At 62.6% G+C, this 18,916-nt stretch carries 16 protein-coding genes and 1 tRNA gene; 8 read left to right on the top strand and 9 right to left on the bottom strand.

Going from position 1 to position 18,916, the window contains the following annotated elements; genetic code table 11:
- Positions 1 to 20 precede the first annotated feature (20 nt).
- The 3 genes from QM996_RS00380 to QM996_RS00390 all read left to right on the top strand — a co-directional run bounded on the left by QM996_RS00380 (position 21) and on the right by QM996_RS00390 (position 2,912).
- The gene (locus tag QM996_RS00380) at positions 21 to 935 is read left to right on the top strand and encodes a DMT family transporter (protein ID WP_500268816.1); all 915 of its coding nucleotides are present in this window, start codon (positions 21 to 23) and stop codon (positions 933 to 935) included.
- A gap of 74 nt (positions 936 to 1,009) precedes the next feature.
- Positions 1,010 to 2,065: a bifunctional transcriptional activator/DNA repair enzyme AdaA gene (locus QM996_RS00385; RefSeq protein WP_500268817.1), complete on the top strand. Its 1,056-nt coding sequence runs from the start codon at positions 1,010 to 1,012 to the stop codon at positions 2,063 to 2,065.
- Positions 2,066 to 2,144: 79 nt separating this feature from the next.
- A complete protein-coding gene (locus QM996_RS00390; protein WP_500268818.1) occupies positions 2,145 to 2,912 on the top strand; it encodes an isocitrate lyase/PEP mutase family protein in 768 nt (255 codons plus the stop codon).
- Positions 2,913 to 2,999: 87 nt separating this feature from the next.
- Here the strand turns inward: QM996_RS00390 and argB are convergent, their stop codons facing one another.
- Positions 3,000 to 3,887, bottom strand: coding sequence for an acetylglutamate kinase (gene argB, locus QM996_RS00395; RefSeq protein ID WP_429811089.1), 888 nt, complete (start codon positions 3,885 to 3,887; stop codon positions 3,000 to 3,002).
- Positions 3,888 to 4,270: 383 nt separating this feature from the next.
- On the opposite strand from argB, the gene QM996_RS00400 reads away from it, so the two are divergent.
- On the top strand, positions 4,271 to 4,993 hold the full coding sequence (locus QM996_RS00400) for an anti-sigma factor (RefSeq protein WP_500268819.1): 723 nt from the start codon (positions 4,271 to 4,273) through the stop codon (positions 4,991 to 4,993).
- A gap of 29 nt (positions 4,994 to 5,022) precedes the next feature.
- Positions 5,023 to 5,523, top strand: a complete 501-nt coding sequence (msrB, locus tag QM996_RS00405; RefSeq protein WP_500268820.1) for a peptide-methionine (R)-S-oxide reductase — start codon at positions 5,023 to 5,025, stop codon at positions 5,521 to 5,523.
- Positions 5,524 to 5,556: 33 nt separating this feature from the next.
- Here msrB and QM996_RS00410 read toward each other — a convergent pair whose 3' ends face one another.
- The 6 genes from QM996_RS00410 to rpmH form a co-directional block, all read right to left on the bottom strand.
- Complete coding sequence (locus QM996_RS00410; protein WP_500268821.1) at positions 5,557 to 6,096, bottom strand: DUF1269 domain-containing protein; 540 nt, start codon at positions 6,094 to 6,096, stop codon at positions 5,557 to 5,559.
- 159 nt (positions 6,097 to 6,255) lie between these two features.
- Positions 6,256 to 6,909, bottom strand: a complete 654-nt coding sequence (yihA, locus tag QM996_RS00415; RefSeq protein ID WP_500268822.1) for a GTP-binding protein — start codon at positions 6,907 to 6,909, stop codon at positions 6,256 to 6,258.
- 56 nt (positions 6,910 to 6,965) lie between these two features.
- The gene (locus QM996_RS00420; RefSeq protein ID WP_500268823.1) at positions 6,966 to 7,898 is read right to left on the bottom strand and encodes a DMT family transporter; all 933 of its coding nucleotides are present in this window, start codon (positions 7,896 to 7,898) and stop codon (positions 6,966 to 6,968) included.
- A gap of 157 nt (positions 7,899 to 8,055) precedes the next feature.
- Positions 8,056 to 9,843 carry a membrane protein insertase YidC gene (gene yidC / locus QM996_RS00425; RefSeq protein WP_500270359.1) on the bottom strand — a complete coding sequence of 596 codons (1,788 nt, stop codon included), beginning with the start codon at positions 9,841 to 9,843 and terminating at the stop codon, positions 8,056 to 8,058.
- Complete coding sequence (rnpA, locus tag QM996_RS00430; RefSeq protein ID WP_173515399.1) at positions 9,843 to 10,241, bottom strand: ribonuclease P protein component; 399 nt, start codon at positions 10,239 to 10,241, stop codon at positions 9,843 to 9,845. The genes yidC and rnpA overlap by 1 nt, the downstream gene beginning before the upstream one ends.
- A 20-nt stretch (positions 10,242 to 10,261) precedes the next feature.
- Complete coding sequence (rpmH, locus tag QM996_RS00435; RefSeq protein ID WP_077962533.1) at positions 10,262 to 10,396, bottom strand: 50S ribosomal protein L34; 135 nt, start codon at positions 10,394 to 10,396, stop codon at positions 10,262 to 10,264.
- A gap of 396 nt (positions 10,397 to 10,792) precedes the next feature.
- On the opposite strand from rpmH, the gene QM996_RS00440 reads away from it, so the two are divergent.
- The 3 genes from QM996_RS00440 to QM996_RS00450 all read left to right on the top strand — a co-directional run bounded on the left by QM996_RS00440 (position 10,793) and on the right by QM996_RS00450 (position 15,043).
- On the top strand, positions 10,793 to 12,793 hold the full coding sequence (locus tag QM996_RS00440) for a HAMP domain-containing methyl-accepting chemotaxis protein (protein WP_500268824.1): 2,001 nt from the start codon (positions 10,793 to 10,795) through the stop codon (positions 12,791 to 12,793).
- 455 nt (positions 12,794 to 13,248) lie between these two features.
- The gene (locus tag QM996_RS00445; RefSeq protein ID WP_500268825.1) at positions 13,249 to 14,730 is read left to right on the top strand and encodes an ATP-binding protein; all 1,482 of its coding nucleotides are present in this window, start codon (positions 13,249 to 13,251) and stop codon (positions 14,728 to 14,730) included.
- A gap of 236 nt (positions 14,731 to 14,966) precedes the next feature.
- Positions 14,967 to 15,043 (top strand) — tRNA-Arg (locus QM996_RS00450).
- A 286-nt stretch (positions 15,044 to 15,329) separates the two neighbouring features.
- On the opposite strand, the gene QM996_RS00455 is transcribed toward QM996_RS00450, so the two are convergent.
- Complete coding sequence (locus tag QM996_RS00455; RefSeq protein ID WP_500268826.1) at positions 15,330 to 17,192, bottom strand: potassium transporter Kup; 1,863 nt, start codon at positions 17,190 to 17,192, stop codon at positions 15,330 to 15,332.
- Positions 17,193 to 17,392: 200 nt separating this feature from the next.
- Positions 17,393 to 18,760, bottom strand: coding sequence for a sulfite exporter TauE/SafE family protein (locus QM996_RS00460; protein WP_500268827.1), 1,368 nt, complete (start codon positions 18,758 to 18,760; stop codon positions 17,393 to 17,395).
- Between the last annotated feature and the right edge of the window lie 156 nt (positions 18,761 to 18,916).

Genomic DNA, 18,916 nt, shown 5'->3' on the forward strand with positions numbered 1-18,916 from the left:
AATTGCTCTTCCTCGCAGCCATGGAAACCTGGGTCCTCATCACCGTCGCCGCGGCATTCCTTCAGAATGTCCGCTCCGCAATGCAGAAACATCTGAAAGGCGTCATGGGTACAACAGGCGCGACCTTCGTGCGCTTCGGCTTCGGCCTGCCTTTCGCCTTCCTCTATCTGTTGCTGCTCTGGCAGGTGGCGGGTCGCCTGCTGCCGGTACCGAACGGCACCTTCTTCCTCTGGGCCGTCATCGGCGGGCTGGCGCAGATCGCTGCGACCTTCCTGCTCGTCCACCTCTTCTCCTTCCGCAACTTCGCCGTCGGCACCGCCTATTCCCGTACGGAGCCGGCGCAGGCGGCGGTGTTTGGCCTGATCTTCCTTGGAGAAAGGGCAAGCCAGGGGACCCTGGTGGCGATCGCCATCTCGGTCATCGGCGTGATGCTGATCTCGGTGGCGCGCACGACGCTCAGCCCGCGCACGCTGATAACCTCGGTATTCAGCCGTACGGCAGGCATCGGTCTGCTCTCGGGCACGTTCTTCGGCCTTTCGGCCGTTTCCTATCGTTCGGCCTCACTGGCGCTCGCGCCAAGCCTGCCGGCGCCCGACTATATGATGCAGGCGAGCTATACGCTCGGTTTCGTCATCCTGCTGCAGACCGTGCTCATGCTGATCTGGATCGTGCTTCGCGAGCGTGACGAGCTACCGCGCATCGCCGCCGCCTGGAAACCGGCCTTCGTCGTCGGCTTCGTCGGTGCCTCCGCCTCCTTCGGCTGGTTCATGGCGATGACGCTGCAGCAGGCCGCCGTCGTCAAGGTCGTGGCTCAGGTGGAAATGCTCTTCACCTTCGCCTCGTCCTTCTTCATCTTCCGCGAATGGATCAACCGGCTCGAACTTTTCGGCTGCCTGTTGATCGTGCTTGGCGTCGTGATGCTCGTACTGATCTGAAAACTCGTGCTGATCTGAAAATAGGCGCCCGAAAACCGGCGCCCCAGCAGATGCAGCCATGGTAGAACGACAGCATGTTGTTCGATCTTCCCTCCGACGAAACGCTTTACGACGCCCTGATTGCGCGAAGCACCGAATACGAAGGCGCCGCCTTCGTTTGCGTCAAGACGACAGGCGTCTTCTGCCGCCTGTCCTGCCCCGCCCGCAAGCCGAAGCGCGAGAACACGATCTTCGTGGGCTCCATCGGGACTTGCCTGGAGACGGGCTTCCGTCCGTGCCAGCGTTGCCGGCCGCTCGCCACGTACGGTGCCAAGGATCCGCTCGTCGAGGACCTGCTGCAGGCGCTGGAGGCGGCACCGGAGCGTCGCTGGAGCGAGGACGATCTCGTTCGCCGCGGGCTTGATCCGTCGACCGTCCGGCGCGCTTTCAAGCGCAATCTCGGCATCACCTTCCTCGACCTCGCGCGCCATCGCCGCCTGGGGCTTGCCGCCCGCCAGCTCGCAGACGGCGGAAGGGTGATCGATGCCCAGCTCGAGGCCGGTTACGAATCGCCGAGCGGCTTTCGCGCCGCATTCCAGAACCTGCTTGGTGACGCACCGGCGGCGGCGCAGGGTAGGGCCTTGCTCTTCTCCGACTGGATCGAGACGCCGCTTGGGCCCATGGTGGCCGTCGCCGATGCCACGCATTTGCACCTGCTCGAGTTCCACGACCGCAAGGCGCTGCCAACGGAACTGGAGAAACTGAAAAAAGACACACGCTCGGCCATCGTGCCTGGCAGGACAGCGCCGATCGACCAGATCGAAAGCGAATTGAAAGCCTATTTTTCTGGCCAGGCAGGAGCCTTCGAAACGCCGCTTGCGCCCGGCGGTACCGCCTTCGAGCGCAACGTTTGGGCGCAGCTTGCAAAAATTCCCGCCGGTGAAACGCGATCCTATGGTGACATTGCCCGCGAGGTCGATACGATCCGGGTCGTTCGTGCCGTGGCCAAGGCCAACGGTTCCAACCGGATCGCCATTGTCATCCCCTGCCACCGCTGCATCGGTTCGGACGGTTCATTGACGGGGTATGGCGGCGGGCTCTGGCGGAAGCAATGGCTGCTCCAGCACGAAGGCAAGACTCTCATTCAGTGAAACGGCGCAATTCCGGGCGGAAGGCAGCTGTCACCGCGTTCCGGGAATACGTGCTCATGGGATTCGTGGAGGAAATACGATGAACCAGAAGGAAAAGGCGGTCGCCTTTGCTGCCCTGCACCGGAAGGGCGATCCGGTGGTGCTCTACAACATCTGGGACGCCGGCAGCGCCAAGGCCGTGGCCGAAGCCGGCGCCAAGGCGCTTGCCACCGGAAGCTGGTCGGTGGCGGCTGCACACGGGTTCGGTGATGGGGAGAAAGTGCCGATGGTGTGGCTCGCCGAGATCGCGCGGCTGATCGTTGCCGCCACCGACCTGCCCGTCACTGTCGACTTCGAAGGAGCCTATTCCGACGACCCTGCGACCGGTGCCGCCAATGTCTCCCGTATTCTCGACGTCGGTGCCATCGGCATCAATTTCGAGGACCAGGTGGTCGGCAAGGGCGGCGTGCACCCGGTCGACAAGCAGGCGGCACGCATCCGCGCCATCCGCGAAATGGCCGACCGGCGCGGTATCCCGTTGTTCATCAATGCCCGCACCGATCTCTTCCTGCAGGAGAGCGACGAGACCCGGCACGCCGGCCTTGTCGACGAGGCGATCGCCCGCGGCAAGGCCTATGCCGAAGCGGGCGCCAGCGGCTTCTTCGTGCCGTGGCTGGTCGATGAAGCGTTGATCGCCAAGGTCTGCGCCGCCTCCAGCCTGCCGGTCAACATCATGATGCGGCCGGCTGCCCCGGATCCGAAGGCGCTCGCCCGCGCCGGCGTCGCGCGCATCAGCTATGGCCCCGGCCCCTACCGGGCGATGATGGAAAAGCTGAAAGCCGCGGCGACAGAGGTCTACAAGGGCTGATCGGATAACGCCCTTCAAAAGGAAAGCGGGAGAAGGCATCGAGCCTCTCCCGCTTCTTTGTTGGATATACCAAGTCGTTTAAGCGGATCAGGGCACGATCAGCGTGCCAGCGCCGCGCTCGGTGAAGATTTCGAGCAGAACCGAGTGCGCCGTCTTGCCGTTGAGAATGACGACGCCCTGGACGCCCGCCTTGATCGCGTCGATGCAGGTCTCGACCTTCGGGATCATGCCGCCGGAGATCGTGCCGTCGGCGATCAGCGCGTGCGCCTGGGAAACCGAGAGCTCCTTGATCAGGTTGCCCTGCTTGTCGAGAACGCCCGGAACGTCCGTCAGGAACAGAAGGCGCGTGGCGTTCAGCGCACCGGCGATGGCGCCGGCGAAGGTATCGGCGTTGATGTTGTAGGTGTGTCCGTCGCGGCCCGGTGCTACCGGCGCGATGACCGGGATCATTTCCGAGCGGGCGAGCAGGTCGATCAACGTGCGGTCGACTTCGACCACTTCGCCGACGAAGCCGAGATCGAGCACGCGCTCGATGTTGGAGTCCGGGTCCTTGATGGTCTTGCGGGCCTTTTCGGCGAAGACCATGTTGCCGTCCTTGCCGCAAAGGCCGATCGCCCATTCGCCTGTCTGGTTGATGAGCGCGACGATCTCCTTGTTGATCGAGCCGGCAAGCACCATCTCGACGATCTCGACCGTCTTCTCGTCGGTGACGCGCAGGCCGCCTTCGAACTTCGATTCGATGCCCATCTTCGTCAGCATCGCGCCGATCTGCGGGCCGCCGCCGTGCACGACGATCGGGTTGACGCCTGACTGCTTCAAGAGCGCGATGTCGCTGGCAAAGGCGCGACCGAGTTCGGTGTTGCCCATGGCGTGGCCGCCATATTTGACGACGATCGTCTTGTTTTCGTAACGCTGCATGTAGGGCAGTGCCTGGGTGAGCAGACGTGCCTGGATTTCACTTTCATTGGCGGACATGGCGGACCCTCGAAATATACCGGCTGCTGTTTAGCGCAAGTTCCGGACCGATGGAATGATCGGCGAGCAAGATAAAACCGGAATGACAAGGCTGGTACGCGCCACATCGTGCCCTACCTTGTCGACAGGTGCAAACCAGCAGGGAACGCGATTGACGAAGCCCGCAATTTGGCTGATCCTGCTGCGGATCCGGAAAAATCGGCGGTTTTCGAGCGCACGGGGCAGGCGGATCGGTGCCTGCGGGGAGGAGCTTGAAGGACTGCAGGCACTGTGCGGCGAAAGTCCTGCTTACCGGGAGGTGGAGGAGGTTTTCACAACGCGCTGGACACGATGCGGTCTTGGTTGAGGCGTAGCCTCATGAAGGTACGAGAGCGTAGGGAGCGATGACTGCACCAACCCCAGAGGGCCGGGATTTCCGCCGCGACGAAGTGATCGCCGGGGAATATGTGCTCGGCGTCCTGTCTGCCGACGATCGTCGCAAGGTCGAGGCCCGCCTTGCCTCCGATCGCAATTTTGCCGCCATGGTCGACCGGTGGCAGAGCAATCTTTCTTCCTTCGACGAAGCCTACGAAGCGCTTGCGCCGCCTCCCAGAATGCTCTCGGCCAGCGAGCGGCGGTTTCTCGAACAGTCGAGACCAGCACTGGCGGGGCAGCACCGGGGCCTCTGGAGTTCGCTGGTGCTGTGGCGCAACCTCGCGCTGGCTTCGCTCGCAGCGCTCGCGATGATGGGTGCTTCCATGGCCGGCCTCTTCGAGGCGCCGACGACCAAAGCGTCGCTGGTGGCCGAATTATCAGGCAAGGGCAACGCCATCGACCTCGTCGCCCGCTTCGACCGGGTCACGGGTCATCTGAAGTTGACGCCGATTGCCGCCATGCAACCTGAGCAGAAATCCCTCGAACTCTGGCTTGTGAACGGCAACAATCCTCCGATCTCGCTTGGCGTTCTGCCGCAGACGGGCGAGGGCGAGATCGCCGTTCCGTCCCTGTATCAGGAAAGAATGTCCGCCGGGTCGGTCTTCGCCGTCAGCGTCGAGGCTCCGGGAGGATCGCCGACCGGAACGCCGACGGGGCCATTTATCGCTGTCGGCAAGGCGCGAAAGTTCTGACCTCGAGCACGGGGCCGAAAGGAGGTTCCATGATCAGTCGGCGCGTCCTCTTGATGGCAGGTACCGTGCTCACGGCGGCGGCGACGATCCGTGGCTTCACGCCCTTTGCCTCAGCGAGTGCGGCGCAGGCCTTCGAAATCGTCAAGACCGATGACGAATGGCGGGCGATCCTGACGGACGACCAGTACCGGATCCTGCGGCATGAGGATACGGAGCGTCCCTTCACCAGCGCGCTCAACCACGAGAAGCGCAAGGGCATCTTCCAATGCGCCGGCTGTGCGCTTCCACTTTATTCTTCCGAGGCGAAGTATGACAGCGACACCGGTTGGCCGAGCTTCTGGCAATCACTGCCCGGTGCCGTGGCAACGCGCAAGGACACGTCTCTGTTCATGACCCGCACGGAGTGCCATTGCCGCCGCTGCGGCGGGCACCTTGGCCATATTTTCGATGACGGACCACCGCCGACCGGCAAGCGCCATTGCATCAATGGCCTGGCGCTTGCTTTCGTACCGGCGGTCAAGTCCAGCTAAGCACTCCTGCTGGTGGAGCATAGCGTCGGATGTTCAGAACGACCCGGCCGGCGGCGAGACCGCGGCCGCGCCGGAAAGCGCAGCCTGCAGCTTCTGCTCCTGTTCCGGCGAAAGCGACGTCTTCAGGACACGGCCGCGCAGGTCCGGGAATTCGGCGAGCACCTTCTCGGGCTGGGCCTTGCGCACGAGGATGAACAGTGCCGAGGAATTGTTCGGGATGGTGTTGCCGAGTGATTTGATGAACTCGTCGTCGATGCCGTAGTCGGTCAGCGATCCGGATAGGGCGCCGGCGCCGGCCCCGAGTGCGCCGCCGATCGCAAAGCCAGCCAGCGGATTGAGGAACAGAAGACCGACGAGCCCGCCCCAGATCGAACCGGAAAGCAGTCCGGACGTTGCACCGACTGCGGTCAGGTTCAGGCTCTGCTTGAGATGAACCTTGCCTTCCGTGTCGCGCACGACGACGACTGCGTCTTCGAGGTCGATCAGGTATTCCTTCTTCAGCCCGGCGAGCCGGACCAGAACCCTGTCGGCTTCCTCAGGGGAATCGAATCCGACAACGATCAATTCGGACATGTGTCTCTCCTATCTCTGGCCGCGCCACCGATCCGGACGCAACGCAGAGATAGAGCGTATTGCATGTCGGGGTAGTGACAGAGATCAAAGACTTTGAGTCGATTGACCTCTGCGCAGCGCGCGCGTCACTGTGCGCTTCGAACGGTTTCTGGGATCGTCTTAGCGGGCGATTGCCGTGCCGATCGCGGCGCGCAGCTCGTCGATGCCCTCGCCCTTTTCTGAGGAGGTTGAAAGCACCTCGGGGAAGGCGGCGGGGCGCTTCTTGATCTTGTCGAGCGTTTCGGCGATCAGCCGCGGCACGCCGGCGGCCTTGATCTTGTCGGTCTTGGTGAGCACGATCTGGTAGGAGACGGCCGCCTTGTCGAGCAGGCCGAGGACCTCCTCGTCGTTCTTCTTGATACCGTGGCGCGCATCGATCAGCACATAGACGCGCTTCAGCGTCGAGCGGCCGCGCAGATAGTCGAACACCAGCTTCGTCCAGGCGTCGACCTGTTCCTTCGGCGCCTGGGCATAGCCGTAGCCGGGCATGTCGACGAGCGCCATCGGCGGCAGATCGTTGGCCTCGCCCGAAAATCCGTCGGGCACGAAGTAGTTGAGCTCTTGCGTGCGACCCGGCGTGTTCGAAGTTCTTGCCAGTCCCTTGTGGCCAACCAGGGCATTGATCAGTGACGACTTGCCGACGTTCGAGCGGCCGGCAAAGGCGATTTCCAGCGGACCTTCCGGCGGCAGGAATTTCATGGCGGGCACGCCGCGAATGAAAATCCACGGCCGGCCGAACAGCGGCTTGTCGTCTTTGGTTCTGGTTTCGGCCATCGGCGGTCGGTCCTTCATCGAGAAAGCTCATGGCTTCCCGGTTTTGGCCGTGGATGTCAAGGCGTCGGCGTGCGGACCGGCCGTGTGGGGATGGTTTGCGCCCGCCGGAACTCGTTGAAGAGATAGGCAAGCAGCGCCAGAAAGATGAAGGTGCCGCCGATGATCGTCCGGCCGCTCGGCACTTCGCCGTGAATGATCGCAACCCAGACGGGGCCGAGCACGGTTTCGGCGGTGCCGAGCAGGGCGGCGAGCGCCGAAGGCACCAGCCGGGCGCCGGTGACGAAGAGCGCCATGCCGAGCCCGAGGTTGAAGGCGCCGAAGACGAAGAGCAGAGCGAGCTCGCTCGAGGTCACCGCAAGCCCGGAGGACTGGCTTGCTGCAATGGCGCTGGCGGCGAAGCAGCCGAAGCAGGTGGCCGGCGTCATCCGCACGTGTGGATAGCGGCGCGTGATGACGGTTGCCAGGGCGAAGACCACGGGGATCAGCAGCGCCAGCGCATCGCCGATCGGCGACACGCTGCCCGTCAGGCTCTCCGACACCATGATCGCGACCCCGACGATGACGGCCGTAATCGCGCCCCAGGTGAAACGCGAGACCCGTTCGCGAAACAACACCCAGCTCATCAGCGCCGCAAACAGCGGCACGCCGGCGCCGAGCAGCACGACATTGGCGATGGTCGTATAGGAAATGGCGATGATGAAGGAGGTCGAGGCAATGGTGAAGCAGAGCCCGACAGCGATCCCCGGCCAGCCCATGCCCTTGAAAAGCGCAAGCGTGCCGCGCGGTCCGTCGCGTACCAGCATGAAGGCGAGCAGGAAGAGGCCGGCGAAGAGGCAGCGCCAGAAAACGATCGTCCAACTGTCAGGGATCTCCAGGAACCGGGCGATCGCCCCTCCGAAACTCCAGAAGAAGGCGGAGCCGAAGACGAGCACGGCGCCAAGCTTCTCGCTGGCGGCGAATGGAGCGGAGGTGGCCGACGGGTCGGTCATGGCAAATTGTCCTGGAGCGAGGCGCAGTGATTTCGATAGCGCCTGATGCCTGCCCTGCGCGCCCGCGTCAACGCCATAACGTGTCGCGCGACGGCGTCAAAACGAAAGAGCCCCGGACCTTGGGTCCGGGGCTCTGGGATTGTCGTGCCGGCTGGCGTCATTCCGCCGGTTTGGGTTTCTTCGTGAACAGGCTCTTCAGGTTGTCCAGGAGCTCGATCTTCACGCCCTGGCGCTTCATGATGATCGACTGCTGCAGCACCGAAAGCGTGTTGTTCCAGGCCCAGTAGATCACCAGGCCGGCCGGGAAGGATGCCAGCATGAAGGTGAAGACCACGGGCATCCAGGTGAACAGCATCGCCTGGGTCGGGTCCGGCGGCGTCGGGTTCATGCGCATCTGCACGAACATGGTGATGCCCATGATGATAGGCCAGACGCCGAGATGCAGGAAGGCCGGACCGTCGAAGGGCAGCAGGCCGAAGAGGTTGACGATCGTCGTCGGATCCGGCGCCGAGAGGTCGTGGATCCAGCCGAAGAACGGCGCATGGCGCATCTCGATGGTGATGTAGATCACCTTGTAGAGTGCGAAGAACACCGGGATCTGGATGAGGATCGGCCAGCAGCCCGCCAGCGGATTGATCTTCTCTTCCTTGTAGAGCTGCATCATCGCCTGCTGCAGGCCCATGCGGTCGTCGCCGAACTTCTTCTTCAGTTCTTCCATCTTCGGCTGAACCTTCTTCATGTTCGCCATCGATGCGTATTGCTTGTTGGCGAGCGGGAAGAAGAGACCCTTGACGACGATCGTGGTGATCAGGATCGCGATGCCGAAGTTGCCGAACAGACGGAAGAAGAAATCCATCATTTTGAACATCGGCTTGGTGATGAAGTAGAACCAGCCCCAGTCGATCAGCTTGTCGAAATTGGGGATCGAGTAAGCGACCTCGTAATTGTCGACGACGGGAACTTCCTTGGCACCGGCGAAGACGAGGTTCTTTACCTCGGACGTCTGGCCGGGAGCCACAGTGACGGCGTCGCTCTTGTAATCGCTCTGGTAGCGGGCGCGGCCGTCGGTGAAGTGCGTGAAGCGGGTGTCGTAAGGGGTCGCCTGCGGCGGGACAATCGCTGCTGCCCAGTATTTGTCGGTGATGCCGAGCCAGCCGCCGGTCGCCTTGCCAGGTTCGACGGACTTCTCGTCCTCGATCTTGCCGTACTTCAGTTCCTGCAGGCCGTGCTCGCCGAGGACGCCGATGAAGCCTTCATGCAGCACGTAGACGCTCGGCGTCGTCGGCTTGTTGAAGCGGGTCACGCGGCCATAGGACGACAGCGCGAGCGGCTCGGCCGTGCCGTTCTTGATGCTGTCGACCACCTGGAACATGTAGTGGTCGTCGACCGAGATCGTGCGGGTGAAGGTGACGCCCTTCTCGTTGGTGAAGGTCAGCGTTACCGGGTTCGCAGCGGTCAGCTTGTCGCCGCCGGAAAGCGTCCAGACGGTCTGCGGGCCCGGCACGCTGCCGGTCGCATCGCTGCCGACATAACCGAGTTCGGCAAAGTAGCCGTCGGTCGTCTCGGCGGGGCTGAAGAGCGTGATGACCGGGCTCTTCGGGTCGACCGTCTCGCGGTATTCCTTGAGCTTGAGGTCGTCGAAACGGGCACCGGTCAGGTTGATGGAGCCGGAAAGGGCCGGCGTGTCGATCGCAACGCGCGCCGATTTGGCAATTGCCTGGTCACGGTTTTCACCAGTGCCCGGAATTGCGCCGCCGCCCGGCAGAGCCTGCCCCGATGTCGCCGGTTGGGTACCGGGCTGGGGCTTGGCCTGTTGTCCCAACTGCGCCTGTTCCGCGGCGATGCGGTCCCTCTCCATCTTCGGATTGACGTAAAGGAACTGCCAGGCAATGAGGATCAGCACGGACAGGCCAATCGCCACGAAATAGTTGCGGTTTTTTTCCATCATGGTTTCCTGGAACCGGCCGGCGGCCGCTTCTGTTTCGGCTTGTTTTCGATGCGCTCGCGAAGCCCCCGGGTCAAGGCATCGAAGGGGGCGTTCAGGAGATCGCGTCGGGCGACAATCACATAGTCGTGTCCGGGTTTCATTGCAAACCCGGCGGAAAGCCGCACCGCCTCTTTCAGGCGCCGGCGCATCCGGTTTCGCTCGACGGCATTGCCGTGTTTCTTAGTAACGGTGAAGCCGACGCGGGCTTCGCCTTCCGGATCGTTGCGGTCGAGCACTTCGAGGAGAAACAACGGGCCTCTACGGCTTTCTCCAGCCCGAACGGCCAAAAACTGCGGACGGCTTTTCAGCCGCCCGACAGTCGTTTTGTCTTTATCTGACGTCATGTGCCCGGACACTGGTTTCGGGCAGTTTCGGCTTAAGCCGAAAGACGCTTGCGGCCACGAGCCCGACGGGCTGCGAGGACCTTCTGGCCACCCTTGGTAGCCATGCGCGAACGGAAGCCGTGGCGACGCTTGCGGACAAGCTTGGACGGTTGGTAGGTACGCTTCATTTATTTAATACCGCGGTGTGCGGCCCTTCTTGGGTTTGCGTGTAGCAAGGAGCGTTTACGTTACCGGGCACGGCTCCGCCTTCTCGGGCAGGAGGGCTTGACCGGACGTGCGCGGCTTATAAGAGGAAAATTCCCGGAAAGTCAATTGCGGCTGGCGATTCAGTGGCAGCGGCATTGTAAAAGTGACGGGTCCCTGGCAAGCGGCGTCTGACAGTTGCGCAAAAAGGCGGGCAACTAACCGAGATTGGTAAACAGAACTCTAATCGGCGCTCCCCAGAATGCCGGTTGGCAGCGACGACCTTTATTAACCACGACTATTTTAGGGTCTCCCCGGTGCAATGGGGTGCCGAGACGTCCGATAAACGGACAGCTCTCGCTGCCTCGTGGGAGGTCGGGATGAAAATACGCGGTAAAATCTATCTGATCGTCGGGATCATGAGCCTGCTGGCCGTTGCGGTGACCGGAATGTCGCTCGTGGCGGTCGCCAAGTACAACGAGAAATTCCAGCAATACGAAAATGTCGCTGCGCGTGCCTTCAAGGCGGAACGCCTGAACCGCCTGGTGACGACGGTGGTGATGGAATCGCGTGGCATCTACGCCGCCCCGACCGTCGAAAAGGCCAAGCCCTTTGCCGAGGGCATTCGCACCAATCTCGACAAGATCGATACGCTACTTGCCGAGTGGCGCCTGCTGATCCCCGCCGACACGCAAGCCTCGTTTGATACATTGGTCAATCGCGCCAACGAGTTCAGGACGTTCCGGGCGGAAACGGCGCGCCTCGGCGAACAGGTCTCGCCCCAGGCGGCCAGCGAGCAGGGCAACAACGATGCCAACCGGGCCAACCGCAAGGCCTTCCAGCAGCAGATCGACTCCGTCGCCGATATCAATCTGAAGACACTCGAAGTCGTCACCGGGGAGGTCGCGGCTTTCGAGCGCTCGGTGGTCATAGTTATCCTCGGTATCGCCGGCCTCGGCATGCTCGCCGGCCTCGGCGCGGCCTTCTATATCGCAACGAACCACTTGAGCCGCCCGATCCTCGAGCTGACCGGCAAGATGAAGCAGCTCGCTGGCGGCGATCTCACTGTTGACGTGCCCTTCGCCGGCCGCAAGGACGAGATCGGCGAAATGGCTGAGGCCGTTCAGGTGTTCAAGCAGAACGGTCTCGCCGTTCGTGACCTCAACGCGCAGGAAGCGGTGCTGCGTGAAAAGAGCGCCGATCTGCAGTCGAGCATCGGTGTCGTCGTGGCGGCCGCGGCCGCCGGCGATTTCACCAAGCGCATCGGCAAGGACTATGAAAACGACGACCTCAACCGGTTCGCCGCAAGCGTCAACGAACTGGTCGGCAGCGTCGATGCCGGCATCGCCGAGACCCGCCGGGTCGTCGCGAGCCTGGCGGGCGGCGACCTGACCCAGAGCATGAACGGCCATTTCCAGGGTGCTTTCGCCGAGTTGCAGAAGAACGTCAACGAGACGCTGTCGACCCTGCAGAAGACGCTCCGCGAGGTTCGCGTGACGACCGACACGATCAACGGCAATTCGTCCGAACTCCGCGCTGCCGCCGACGATCTGTCGAAGCGCACCGAGCAGCAGGCGGCAGCGCTCGAGGAAACCTCGGCCGCCCTCGACGAGATCACCGTTGCCGTGAAGAGCTCGACCGAGCGGGCGCAGGAAGCGACCGTGATGGTCAACGAGGCCAAGCATAGCGCGGCGCAGTCTGCCGCAGTCGTGCGCAATGCCGTCGATGCCATGGGTCGCATCGAGCAGGCGTCGAGCGAGATCGGCCAGATCACCAACGTGATCGACGAAATCGCCTTCCAGACCAATCTTCTGGCACTGAACGCCGGCGTCGAGGCGGCGCGTGCCGGTGATGCCGGCAAGGGCTTTGCCGTCGTTGCCCAAGAAGTACGCGAGCTGGCCCAGCGCGCCGCAAGTGCGGCCAAGGACATCAAGGCGCTGATCTCGAAGTCCGGCAGCGAAGTGGCGACCGGTGTCCGGCTGGTACAGGAAACCGGTTCCGCGCTCGGTGAGATCGAAGACCGCGTCCTGAAGATCAACGACCATATCCATTCGATCGCAACGGCGGCGCGCGAGCAGTCGACGGGCTTGAGCGAAGTCAGCACCGCCGTCAACCAGATGGACCAGGTGACCCAGCAGAACGCGGCGATGGTGGAGGAGGCGAATGCCGCCACCCACAAGCTCTCCGCCGAGGCCAACAACCTCGCCAACCTGATCGCCTACTTCAAGGTGGACAATACCGTGGCAAGGCCGGTGGCCGTGGCGCGCGAAACCACCCGCCCGGTCGAATCGCCGGCGCGTCGCATGATGGGCAACGTTGCCCGCGCCTTTGGCGGCAGCTCCGCTGCGGCTGTCGCGAAGGATGACTGGGAAGAGTTCTGAGCGGCAATGCCTCGCCAGGTGTTCGGAGCCCGCGGTGCTGTTACGGTGCCGCGGGCTCGCTGTTTTGGCCTGCCCGAATGCCAGTAGTCGCTCTACTCCATCGCCGCCCGTGCCCGCCGCCGCGCGCAATGCGTCGTCCCCTGGCGATGCCACTGTTCCCTGGGTGACTTACACCGATCCGGATTCTGTGCAGCTAGGCCCGAGCGGGGCGGCAGCGCGCCGAAGATTTTGCGTCGGCGATGCGGGGAGGGAGATGATCGGGATGTGGTCCTTTGCGGCTGCCAACGACGGTGCGCTGAAGGATGTCCGCACCTATGTCGCACCCCGTCCGGCTGCTCCGAGATTGGAAAACGGGCGGCCATCTCCTATTATTGCCCTGGCGCGAAGCCCCCTGGCTCGGGCACTTGTGCGGGGTCGCGGGCGTTTTTGTTGACGGGCAGGGAAGTTTGTAAGGCATGGCGGAAGAGACGCGTCCGGTAACGGCAAGCGAGTCACTGAAGGCGAGTGCGGGGTTTTTCCGGGGCCTTTCCGGTAAGCTGCTCCTGCTGACCATCGTCTTCGTCATGCTGGCGGAGGTGCTGATCTTCGCGCCATCTGTCGCAACCATGCGCATTCGTTGGCTTGAGGATCGGCTGAACACGGCCGCCGCCGCTGCCGTCGTCGTCGACGGCCTGCAGAATGTCGAGCTGCCGCGCAGCGTGCAGAAGGACACGTTGATGGCGACCGGCACGAAGGCGATCGTCATCCGGCGCAAGGACGCGTCGCGCATGATCGCGCTGACCGACATGCCTCTCGAGATCAAGGGCGAGTACGACGTTGCCAATTCCACCGCCTTTGGCGCTATCCGCGATGCCTTCGATACCCTGCTCTTCGGCGGCGATCGGGTGATCCGTGTCTATGGGCCGCTTGGCGAAAGTGACGCGACGATCGAGCTTCTGATGAAGGATGCGAGCCTGCGCAAGGCGATGCTCGTCTACTCGCGTAACGTCTTTGTCCTATCGCTCATCATTTCGCTGATCACAGCGGCGCTGATCTTCCTTGCCATCAATCGCATGCTGATCACGCCGATCCGGCGGATGACGGCGAACATGCAGGAATTTTCCAACGATCCGGCCGATCCCGGTCGGGTGCTCGTGCCGCCGGAAGGACGCGACGAACTTGCCGTTGCCGGTCAGCACCTCGCCAGCATGCAGCGTGAACTGCAAAAGACCCTGAAGCAGCAGAAGAGCCTTGCAGAGCTTGGCCTTGCGGTGTCGAAGATCAACCACGACATGCGCAACATCCTGTCCTCCGCGCAACTGATTTCCGACCGTCTCGCCGATGTCGACGATCCCGTGGTCAAGCGGTTTGCCCCGACCCTGCTGCGTACCATCGACCGGGCCGTCGGCTATACGCGCGAAGTGCTCTCCTATGGCCGAACGACCGAGGCCGAGCCGCATCGCCGCTTCGTCGCGTTGAAACCGCTCGTTTCCGATGTCGCCGAACTGTTGGCGATCGATCCCCAGGCGGGCATCGATTTCCAGATCCAGATGCAGGACGACATCGAGGTGGATGCGGACAGCGAGCAGCTCTTCCGGGTGGTGCACAATATCTGCCGCAACGCCGTGCAGGCATTGACCAATCACGAACCGGAGGACGGCCGTCCGCGGCTTGTTACGGTTTCCGCCATGCGGGTCGGCAGCGTCGTCACCATTTCGGTCGACGATACCGGCCCCGGCATGCCGCCCAAGGCGCGGGAAAACCTGTTCGCCGCCTTCCGCGGCTCGGCGCGCTCCGGCGGCACGGGCCTTGGTCTCGCGATTGCACGCGAGCTGGTGCTCGCCCATGGCGGCACGATCGCGCTTGTCGAAAAGCCGACACCCGGCACGCTGTTCCGCATCGAACTGCCCGATCGGCCGGTGCCACTCGACGCCTTCCGCTCGAAGCTCCGTCACTAGACAGGATGAAGCGGAGGCGCGGCACAGTCTGACGCCCGCGATAAATTTTCGCGCCTGCTTCCCTGGTGCAATGCCCTGCTTTTCAGGGCGTTGCCGCATCGGTGTTACCGCGACTGTCCACAGCAAGTCGGGCCATCGTCGTAAAAATGAAATTTTTTGCCGAACGGCGCTTGCAATCCCCGAAAGGACCCTTTAGAGAACCGCTCACGCAAGCGGTTCCGCCGCTTCAGGCAAAAGCACCCGTAGCTCAGCTGGATAGAGCACCAGACTACGAATCTGGGGGTCAGGAGTTCGAATCTCTTCGGGTGCGCCATTCCTTCTTCTCCTGTCGATTGTGACGATATTTTACCTTTTTGGTCGCTACTTTTGAGTCAGTCTTGCTGACCTAATCGCTGTGAGCCATCAATCAGTTCGACGGAAATCAGCCGCTTCACGTTTCACGCAAGTTGGCACTTCAGCGGTCATTGCTGCTGCATGGCAACGGCGTCTCTAGCGAGAGCGCGGATCACTGGCTGGTCGGCGCTTAGGGCAGGCAAGTGCTGTCGAAATAAGGACAGCGATGAACAAGGCCAAGGGCCCGGAACGGCAGGAGGCCAAGCTCAAATTTCCAGCTGGATACCGATCTCGACGACCTGACGGGGCGGAATGCGATAATATGCGGTGGCCAGTGCGGCGTTCCGCGACATGAAGGCGAACAAATGCTCCCGCCAAAGTGCCATGCCGACCTTGGGGCTCGGGATCAGTGTCTCGCGGCCGAGATAGTAGGTGGTCTTGTCGAGGTCGACGTTGAGCCCCTGGCCGCTGCACTGGCGTAGAACCGCAGGAACGTCTGAATTTTCTATGAACCCGTAACGTGCGGTCACGCGATAAAAGCCGAGCTGTAACTTTTCCACCGTGACCCGCTCGGCCGGGGGGATTCGCGGCACAGCTTCGACATTGAGCGTGAAGAGAACAACCTGTTGATGCAGAACGCGATTGTGCATGAGTTGGTGACGCAGCATCGGCGGCGAACTTTCAGGATCCGATGTCATGAATACAGCGGTCCCGGGAACCCGCGACGGCCGTCTGCAGCGCACCATCTCAAACAGGTCGTCGAGCGGCAACCGGCCCCTGCGTAAATGCTGCGCGAGCAGTGTACGACCCGTGCGCCAGGTGGTCATCAATGTGAAGACGACGACGCCTGCGAGAATTGGATACCAGCCTCCATCGGTGATCTTGAAAAGGTTCGCAGCGAAGAAGGTGAGGTCGACCAGGAGAAAACCGCCTGTGAGCCCGGCAATCGTCGCCGGATGCCAGCCCCAGCCGCGGGCGACGAAATAGGCGAGTACGGTGGTGATGACCATCGTCGTGGTGATGGCGACACCATAGGCGCCGGCGAGCGCTCCGGAGGAACGGAAACCCAGCACCAAGGTGATCGTCGCAGTCATCAGCAGCCAGTTGACGATTGGGACATAGATCTGACCGATTTCCTCGGACGAGGTCTGCACGATCGTCAAGTGCGGCAGGAGTCCGAGCTGCACCGCCTGACGTGTCAGCGAATAGGCACCGGAGATGATCGCCTGGGACGCGATGATGGTGGCCAGCGTCGCCAGCACGATCAGGGGGACGAGCCCCCAGGAGGGAGCGAGTTCAAAAAAGAGATTCTGCGGGTCGCCTGTTGCGTTGAGGAGGTGAGCACCCTGGCCCATGTAGTTGAGCACGAGCGCCGGCAGCACAAGACCGAACCAGGCGATCTGGATCGGTCGCCGGCCGAAATGACCCATATCCGCGTAAAGTGCCTCACCGCCGGTCACAACCAGAAACACGATGCCGAAGATCAGCAGGCCGGCGAAGTCGTTGTCGATGAAGAATGCGGCGGCATAACGCGGGTCGATCGCCATCAGCACTTGCGGGACATGCCAGATGGCACCCACGCCGAGAGCGCCGATCACCAGGCACCAGACCATGATGATCAGCCCGAACACGACGCCTACGCCGGTTGTCCCGCGATGTTGGAACAAAAACAGGACGATCAGGATGAGGATGGTGAGCGGCACCACATAAGGCTTGAAGGCCGGTGTTGCGATCTGCAGCCCTTCGATCGCACTGAGGACCGATATGGCCGGCGTAATGGTGCCATCACCATAGAGCAACGACGCGCCGAACAAGCCCAGGAGCATCAGCACGTATTTCCCTGTGCCGCTTCGGCTATGCCAGGGGTTGAGCAGGGCTGTAAGGGCGAGGATGCCGCCTTCGCCGCGATTGTCTGCACGCAAGACGAAGAGCAGATATTTCGTCGAGATGACGATCAGGAGCGCCCAGACGATCAACGACAGAACGCCGAGCACATTCCCCTTTGTCGCGGCGATGGCGTTCGGGCCGAGAAAGCACAGGTTTACCACATAGAGCGGACTCGTCCCGATGTCGCCATAGACGACGCCAAGCGCGGTCAGCGTCAGCAGCAGACGAGGACTCCGGTGCAAAGCCTCCGATTCACCGTCTGGTGGCGGCAGAGGCTGGCGAGCGGGAGCGGTGGTCCGAACCGAGGGGATAGCAGCGGTCTCCTATGAGAACAGCGCGTGCCAGCACACAGTCGCGCCAGACTGCCAACCGGCGGCAGCCTGATTGGTTCCAAGAGCCCTTACAACGCCGATGCGATACGTATTTCCGTCGCGCGAAGGAGTCAGCCGCCGAACGTGTCGACGAACAGGATGGCCGCGACAGCAACGGCGTATACCGGAATGACGTACCTCCAGACCCGCGAGGGCAGCACGCGGACCACGTACGGTGCGATCACGGCAGCCGGCAACGCTCCGGCCCAGAGCCAGGGGAGAAGCCGCCAGTCAACCTCTGTGCCAAGCGCGACGAGCACGAGGAAGGTGATCGTGCCGAGCGTGGAGGCGATACCCTCCGATATCGTTGCCAGCGCGACCGAGGTTTTCTCGAAGACGCCGGAGAGCACGCCCCCGAGCGTGATGACGGGTCCGTAGCCGCCGGCGCCGATCCCCTTGTTCACGCCCGCGACCGCCGCGAATACCAGCAGGCGCCGCGGACGATAAGGCATCTGTTTCCCACGCCAGGAAACCGTCAGGATGATGACGGCCATCACGACGACGACAATCCCGACATAGGTCCTGACGAAGGTCTCGGAGAGCGTGAAGGCGTAGTAGGTGAGCACCTCGGCGCCGATCGCGCCTAGTCCACCGAGCGCGGCGATCACAAGCACGGTCTTCGTCGCCTGGTTGAGTGGCCGCCAGGAGAGCTCGATGTTGCGGAACTCGTTGTGCATCAGCCCCGCAGCCAGGCCGGTGGCTGCTTCCGCCGCCAGCAGACCAGGCACGACTTGCAAGGGCGTGAAGCCCAGCACGAGCAGGAGCGGAGACAGCGCCGTGCCGAATCCCATGCCCGCGGACGAGTCCATGGTCTCGAACAGGAACGCAAGGGCGATCACCGCGACGATTTTCCAGACGCCGACGTCGATATTCATAGAGAATCCGCTGACCAAGAAGGTCAGAATGACGAAGCCTGCGGCCCAGATGCCGGCAGCGACGAGCAAGGTTCGCGCGCCCTGCTCGGACATCTGCGCACGTTCGCTCATCGGTCTCCCGCTGTCGCGCAGCGCGGACGCATCGATCCGATGGCTGATGAATGCACGCCCAAACTCTTCCGTCCAAGCGTCGCGAGGTGCGCGGTAACCTGCGCCCCCCGGCCCATAGTGGCGACGGAGATCGTCAAGATAGCCGTCGTCCGTGTCCGCATGGGACTTCAAGGACGGCGGGGCGTTCCTGATCTCCTTGTGTCGGCGATCGACATAGACCTTTCTGACGGCGTGATCGATCCGCTCGATGACGGCCGCCGGCAAGATCACCCGCCTCGTTACCCGCTTCCGGGGCAGCGACCAGGCCAGATCGACCGAGATGAAGCTCGGGACGAGCGCTTCCGTCGTCTCGTTGACCTTGCCGATCGTCCCCTGGAGGTCCTCCACTTCGTAGCCGACGACGTCGGTGGAGACGGCCTTCTCGCGGACTCTCTGCAGATCGAAGGTTAACATCGGGTTCCGTACACCGTGATTTGCCTAGGATGCCGTCTGGGCGCGCATTCACCGCGAAGGGGCCGGAACGGTGACGAGTGCTTTTACCATACCACATAGGCGCACTCACCGCGAACCGGCCGGAACGATAACGAGCGTCGACTGTTGGTCGCGCAG

Source organism: Sinorhizobium chiapasense (assembly GCF_045277575.1).
GTDB classification, from domain to species: Bacteria; Pseudomonadota; Alphaproteobacteria; order Rhizobiales; family Rhizobiaceae; genus Ensifer; species Ensifer chiapasense_A.

Excerpts from the sequence above, each read along its gene's own strand:
- QM996_RS00380 (WP_500268816.1), top strand. The coding sequence starts at position 21 with ATGGAAACCTGGGTCCTCATCACCGTCGCCGCGGCATTCCTTCAGAAT.
- QM996_RS00385 (WP_500268817.1), top strand. The coding sequence starts at position 1,010 with ATGTTGTTCGATCTTCCCTCCGACGAAACGCTTTACGACGCCCTGATT.
- QM996_RS00390 (WP_500268818.1), top strand. The coding sequence starts at position 2,145 with ATGAACCAGAAGGAAAAGGCGGTCGCCTTTGCTGCCCTGCACCGGAAG.
- argB (WP_429811089.1), bottom strand. The coding sequence starts at position 3,887 with ATGTCCGCCAATGAAAGTGAAATCCAGGCACGTCTGCTCACCCAGGCA.
- QM996_RS00400 (WP_500268819.1), top strand. The coding sequence starts at position 4,271 with ATGACTGCACCAACCCCAGAGGGCCGGGATTTCCGCCGCGACGAAGTG.
- msrB (WP_500268820.1), top strand. The coding sequence starts at position 5,023 with ATGATCAGTCGGCGCGTCCTCTTGATGGCAGGTACCGTGCTCACGGCG.
- QM996_RS00410 (WP_500268821.1), bottom strand. The coding sequence starts at position 6,096 with ATGTCCGAATTGATCGTTGTCGGATTCGATTCCCCTGAGGAAGCCGAC.
- yihA (WP_500268822.1), bottom strand. The coding sequence starts at position 6,909 with ATGGCCGAAACCAGAACCAAAGACGACAAGCCGCTGTTCGGCCGGCCG.
- QM996_RS00420 (WP_500268823.1), bottom strand. The coding sequence starts at position 7,898 with ATGACCGACCCGTCGGCCACCTCCGCTCCATTCGCCGCCAGCGAGAAG.
- yidC (WP_500270359.1), bottom strand. The coding sequence starts at position 9,843 with ATGGAAAAAAACCGCAACTATTTCGTGGCGATTGGCCTGTCCGTGCTG.
- rpmH (WP_077962533.1), bottom strand. The coding sequence starts at position 10,396 with ATGAAGCGTACCTACCAACCGTCCAAGCTTGTCCGCAAGCGTCGCCAC.
- QM996_RS00440 (WP_500268824.1), top strand. The coding sequence starts at position 10,793 with ATGAAAATACGCGGTAAAATCTATCTGATCGTCGGGATCATGAGCCTG.
- QM996_RS00445 (WP_500268825.1), top strand. The coding sequence starts at position 13,249 with ATGGCGGAAGAGACGCGTCCGGTAACGGCAAGCGAGTCACTGAAGGCG.
- QM996_RS00460 (WP_500268827.1), bottom strand. The coding sequence starts at position 18,760 with ATGTTAACCTTCGATCTGCAGAGAGTCCGCGAGAAGGCCGTCTCCACC.